Source organism: Streptomyces calidiresistens (assembly GCF_014141525.1).
Classification (GTDB): domain Bacteria; phylum Actinomycetota; class Actinomycetes; order Streptomycetales; family Streptomycetaceae; genus Streptomyces; species Streptomyces calidiresistens.
This window is the reverse complement of sequence record NZ_VKHS01000516.1, coordinates 1-4,076: the sequence shown is the minus strand read 5'-3', so window position 1 is coordinate 4,076 and position 4,076 is coordinate 1. Positions and strand designations below refer to the sequence as shown.

The 4,076-nt window shown below is 74.4% G+C and carries 6 protein-coding genes and 2 tRNA genes; 3 read left to right on the top strand and 5 right to left on the bottom strand.

Features of this window, described 5'->3' with window-relative positions; translation table 11 throughout:
* Position 1 precedes the first annotated feature (1 nt).
* Positions 2 to 75: transfer RNA gene (locus FOE67_RS18755), tRNA-Ile, on the bottom strand.
* A 295-nt stretch (positions 76 to 370) separates the two neighbouring features.
* Positions 371 to 443: transfer RNA gene (locus FOE67_RS18750), tRNA-Asn, on the bottom strand.
* 182 nt (positions 444 to 625) lie between these two features.
* On the opposite strand from FOE67_RS18750, the gene FOE67_RS18745 reads away from it, so the two are divergent.
* From FOE67_RS18745 to FOE67_RS18735, 3 genes are all read left to right on the top strand, one after another.
* Entirely contained in the window at positions 626 to 919 is a 294-nt protein-coding gene (locus tag FOE67_RS18745) for a hypothetical protein (RefSeq protein WP_182665819.1), read from the top strand.
* 121 nt (positions 920 to 1,040) lie between these two features.
* Positions 1,041 to 1,814 (top strand): IclR family transcriptional regulator, encoded by a 774-nt coding sequence (locus FOE67_RS18740; protein WP_182665817.1) that lies wholly within the window; start codon positions 1,041 to 1,043, stop codon positions 1,812 to 1,814.
* Positions 1,815 to 1,904: 90 nt separating this feature from the next.
* Positions 1,905 to 2,762, top strand: a complete 858-nt coding sequence (locus tag FOE67_RS18735; RefSeq protein WP_182665815.1) for an SMP-30/gluconolactonase/LRE family protein — start codon at positions 1,905 to 1,907, stop codon at positions 2,760 to 2,762.
* Between the two features lie 81 nt (positions 2,763 to 2,843).
* Here FOE67_RS18735 and FOE67_RS18730 read toward each other — a convergent pair whose 3' ends face one another.
* The 3 genes from FOE67_RS18730 to FOE67_RS18720 all read right to left on the bottom strand — a co-directional run.
* On the bottom strand, positions 2,844 to 3,293 hold the full coding sequence (locus FOE67_RS18730) for a MarR family winged helix-turn-helix transcriptional regulator (protein WP_182665813.1): 450 nt from the start codon (positions 3,291 to 3,293) through the stop codon (positions 2,844 to 2,846).
* A complete protein-coding gene (locus tag FOE67_RS18725) occupies positions 3,290 to 3,763 on the bottom strand; it encodes a cation:proton antiporter (RefSeq protein ID WP_182665811.1) in 474 nt (157 codons plus the stop codon). The genes FOE67_RS18730 and FOE67_RS18725 overlap by 4 nt, the downstream gene beginning before the upstream one ends.
* Positions 3,760 to 4,076, bottom strand: a 317-nt coding sequence (locus tag FOE67_RS18720; RefSeq protein ID WP_228474034.1) for an MrpF/PhaF family protein, incomplete at its 5' end; no start/stop codon positions are given. The genes FOE67_RS18720 and FOE67_RS18725, both read right to left, overlap by 4 nt.

The following is a 4,076-nucleotide window of genomic DNA, read 5'->3' as shown; positions in this document are numbered from 1 at the left end:
GTGGGGCGGGTGGGGCTCGAACCCACGGCCGACGGATTATGAGTCCGTTGCTCTAACCAGCTGAGCTACCGCCCCGTTACCGGTGCGTCGCGCACGTGTGCACGTCGTCTGCCGCAGCATAGCTGCTCATACGATCTGCCGCCCGGGCCGGGGCGGTTCACACGTCATCCTGGACGCCCACTCCGCCGGATCGGTTCCGACGAACACCCCAAACCACCCGCACGGGGGATGCGTGAAACCGAGCCCCGTCCGGGTGGATCGATGTGGGCGATTCGGGTGAGCCGGGAGACCCGGGGAGCGAACCTCCCCGGGGTCGCGCACGGCGCGTGGGCCGGAGGGCGAACTGCCCTCCGGCCCACGCGTGGTGAAGCTCCCCCGACTGGACTCGAACCAGTAACCTGCCGGTTAACAGCCGGCTGCTCTGCCAATTGAGCTACGGAGGAATGCTCCGCTCGGGTTCGCCGTCCCGTCCCGGGGGGCGGCCCCTCGCTGCGAGCAATACATTAGCGCATGGACGGGGGTGCTCCGAAATCCGTATCCGGGGTACGCGCTACCGCGTCGCTCGGAGTCGAGCAGCCGCCCCGCCCGGGGCGGGGTGAATCGAGGCAGGGAAGGAACGCAGTCGATGCGGAAGCTCACGTTCATCGCCGGTGCCGCCGTGGGGTACGTCCTCGGGGCGAGGGCCGGGCGCCAGCGCTACGAGCAGATCGCCGAGGCCGCCCGGCGGGTGCAGCGCAACCCGACGGTCCGCAACGGACTGGACACCGCCGCGCAGGCCGGCCGCCAGGCCGCCTCGCGGACCGCCGGCGTCATCGCGGACCGGGCCGGCGACCGGCTCCCGGAGTCGGTCTCGGACCGTCTGCGCTCCATGCGGAGCCGGGAGGTTCCGCTGGACGACGACTGGGGCAGCAGCCGCTGACCCACCCGGCGTTGCCGGCGCCGACACCCCCCGGATAGCGTGTGTTCGACATCCCGGCGAGCGGCCGGGATGTCGAACACCGGGATCCGGTGCCCCGGGCGCCGGTGGGGAGGCGGAACCGATGGGACGACGGGTGCCGGCGGTCAGCCGCGCGCTGGACATCCTCGAGCTGTTCCTGGAGGGCGACGGCACGCTCTCCGCCCCCGAGATCACCCGGCGCCTCCAACTGCCGCGGACCACCGTCCACGAACTGGTCACCACCCTCGCCGCCCGCGGCTACCTGACCCCGCTGCCCGAGCAGCCCGGTCGGTACCGCCCCGGCGTGCGGCTCTACCAGCTCGGCAGTCGCTACGCCGAACAGCTGGACCTCGCCGCCGAGGGCGACCGGGTCGCCCGGGAGGTGGCCGGGCGCTGCGGGGAGACGGTGCACGTCGCGATCCTGGAGGACACCGACGTCATCTACATCGCCAAGGTGGACAGCAGTCACGCCGTGCGCATGGTCTCGGCGGCCGGCCGCCGGCTGCCCGCCCACTGCACGGCGGTGGGCAAGATGTTGCTCGCCTCGCTGCCCCCCGCCGAACTGGAGGCCCGGCTGCCCGCCGACGCCCCCCTGTCGGCCATGACACCGAACTCGATCACCTCCGTCCCCGCGCTCCGCGCCGAGTTGGAACGCGTCCGCGAGCGCGGCACCGCGGTGGAGCACCGCGAGTCCAACCCCGACGTCTCCTGCGTCGCCGCCCCCGTGCGGGACCGCTCGGGACGGGTGGTCGCGGCCCTGAGCGTCTCGGTGCCGATGATCCGCTGGAGCGAGGAGCGGGAGGCCGAACTGGTCGGGCTCACCGCCCGGGGCGCCGCCGAGCTGTCGGCCCGACTGGGGTACCGCCCCCGGCGCTGAGGGGCCCGCACGATTGCCGACCCCGCCGGGCGGTGAGGGGACGGGAACGAAGACCCGGGGAACACCCCCACGGACGAAGGAGGCGGAGACGTGCGCGTCGAACCGGTGGTGCGGGAAAGGGCCGAACTCGGGGAGGGGCCCACCTGGGATCCCGACGGCGAGCGGCTGATCTGGGTGGACATCCTCGGCGGTCGGATCCACGGCTACCGCCCCGGCGACGGCCGGCGGTCGGTGCGGGTGGTGGAGCAGCACGTGGGCGCGGCGAAGCCGAGGGCCGGGGGAGGGCTGGTGCTCAACCTCCGCGACGGTGTCTTCGCCCTCGACGACGGGCCGGACGCCGGCCGACTGCGTCCCCTCCACCACGATCCGGTGCCCGGCAGGCGCGGCAACGACGCGGCCGTTGCCCCGGACGGCTCGCTGTGGGCGGGCACCATGCGCTACGACGAGGGGGAGGGCGGCGGCACCCTGGTCCGGGTGGCCCCGGACGGCTCCTCCCGCACGATCCTGTCCGACGTGACGGTCAGCAACGGGCTGGGATGGAGCCCGGAGGGCGACCGCATGTACTACATCGACACCCCCACCCGCCGGGTGGACGTCTTCGCCTTCACCCCCGAGGGGGAGGTGCGCGATCGCCGCCCGCTGGTGCACACCGGGGAGCGGGACGGCTTCCCCGACGGCATGACGGTGGACGCCGACGGCTGCCTGTGGGTCGCCTTCTGGGAGGGCGGCGCCGTGCGCCGCTACACCCCGGACGGACGGCTCGACCGCACCCTGCGGATGCCGGTCTCCCGACCCACCGCCTGTGCCTTCGGCGGTCCCGACCTGCGCGACCTCTACATCACCTGCGCCCGGGTCGGCCTCGGCCCGCACGAGGAGCCCCTGGCCGGTTCCCTGCTGGTGGTCCCGGACGCCGGACGGGGGCTGCCGCAGCCCGCCTTCGCCGGCTGAGCCCGGCCGTCGCCCGCCCCCGGGCCCCGTCGCCCGTCCGCGCGACGGGGCGCGGGGAGCGGGCCGGGCCCGGCACGGGGCTCAGGGTGCCCCGGGGGCCGGCGGCGGCACCATGCGCCGCAGCAGATCCCGCAGCACCGCCCGCTCGGGGCGGCTGAGCGAGGCCAGCGGGGCGGCGGCGAACCCCAGGGACGCCCGCAACCGCTCGTTGACGCGCAGCCCCTCCTCGGTGGCCGCGGCGATCTTCACCCGCCGATCCGAGGGGTCCGCCCGCCGTTCCACCAGCCCCCGGTTCTCCAAGCGGTCCACGATGCCGGTCACGTTGGACGGCTCGCAGCCCAATCGGTGGGCCAGTCGGCGCATCGGGGTGGGGGAGACCGCCAGGAGCGCCAGCAGCCGGGCCTGCGCCCCGGTGAGGCCGTGCCGACCGGCGGCCTCCTCGTACTCGTCGTGGAAACGGACGACGACCTGTCCGATCAACTCGATGACCTCCAGGGTCACCGAGTCGTGGGGAGCGGTACCTGGACTCACCCGTTCAGGCTACCCGGAGGCCGGTTGCGGCCGTCCCCGCCGCCGGACGCGTCCGGCGCCGGTACGCCTTCCCCGTCCGGGTCGTGACGGCCGTCGTGCCCCTCGCCGTTGTCGCGGGCCGGATCGGGGTGGGGGCCCAGGTCGTCGGGATCGGTGCCCGCCACCCGGGGCACCCCCGAGCGGTGGGCGGCCCGGCCGGCGGCGTAGCCGGCCAGCGGGGCCGTGAAGAGTTGCAGCACCACCGCCAGCAGCAGGGTGGCGACGGTCAGCGGCTGCGGGTTCCAGAACATCACCCCCAGCAGTACGCAGACCACCCCCAGCGCGGCGGCCTTGGAGACGGCGTTGATCCTCAGGTAGGCGTCCCTCAGCCGGATCAGGCCGACGGTGCCCACCGCGATGAGGAAGACCCCCAGGCCGACCAGGGCCCGGGCGATGATGTCGAAGGCGTCCCACGCACCGGGGCCGGTCATCGTGCCCCCCGTTCCACCCGACGGGCCAGGGCCACGGTGCTGAGGAAGCCCACCAGGGTGGCGACCAGGACCAGGTCCAGCATGGCGGGTGCCTCCGCCCGTACCGCCAACAGCGCCACGGCGGCGACGAAGACCACGAAGCCGAAGTCCACCGCGATCACCCGGTCGGCGTCGGTGGGCCCGAGCACGATGCGCACGATGGCCACGATCAGCGAGAGCGCGAGCACCAGCAGAGCGGCGTCCAGCACGGTCACGGCGTCCTCCCCTTCCCGGTCTCCCCGGTCTCCCCGGTCCCCCCGGCACGGCCCGCGCC

Bases quoted from the DNA above. Each gene is read 5' to 3' on its own strand.
- FOE67_RS18745 (WP_182665819.1), top strand. From the start codon at position 626: ATGCGGAAGCTCACGTTCATCGCCGGTGCCGCCGTGGGGTACGTCCTC.
- FOE67_RS18740 (WP_182665817.1), top strand. From the start codon at position 1,041: ATGGGACGACGGGTGCCGGCGGTCAGCCGCGCGCTGGACATCCTCGAG.
- FOE67_RS18725 (WP_182665811.1), bottom strand. From the start codon at position 3,763: ATGACCGGCCCCGGTGCGTGGGACGCCTTCGACATCATCGCCCGGGCC.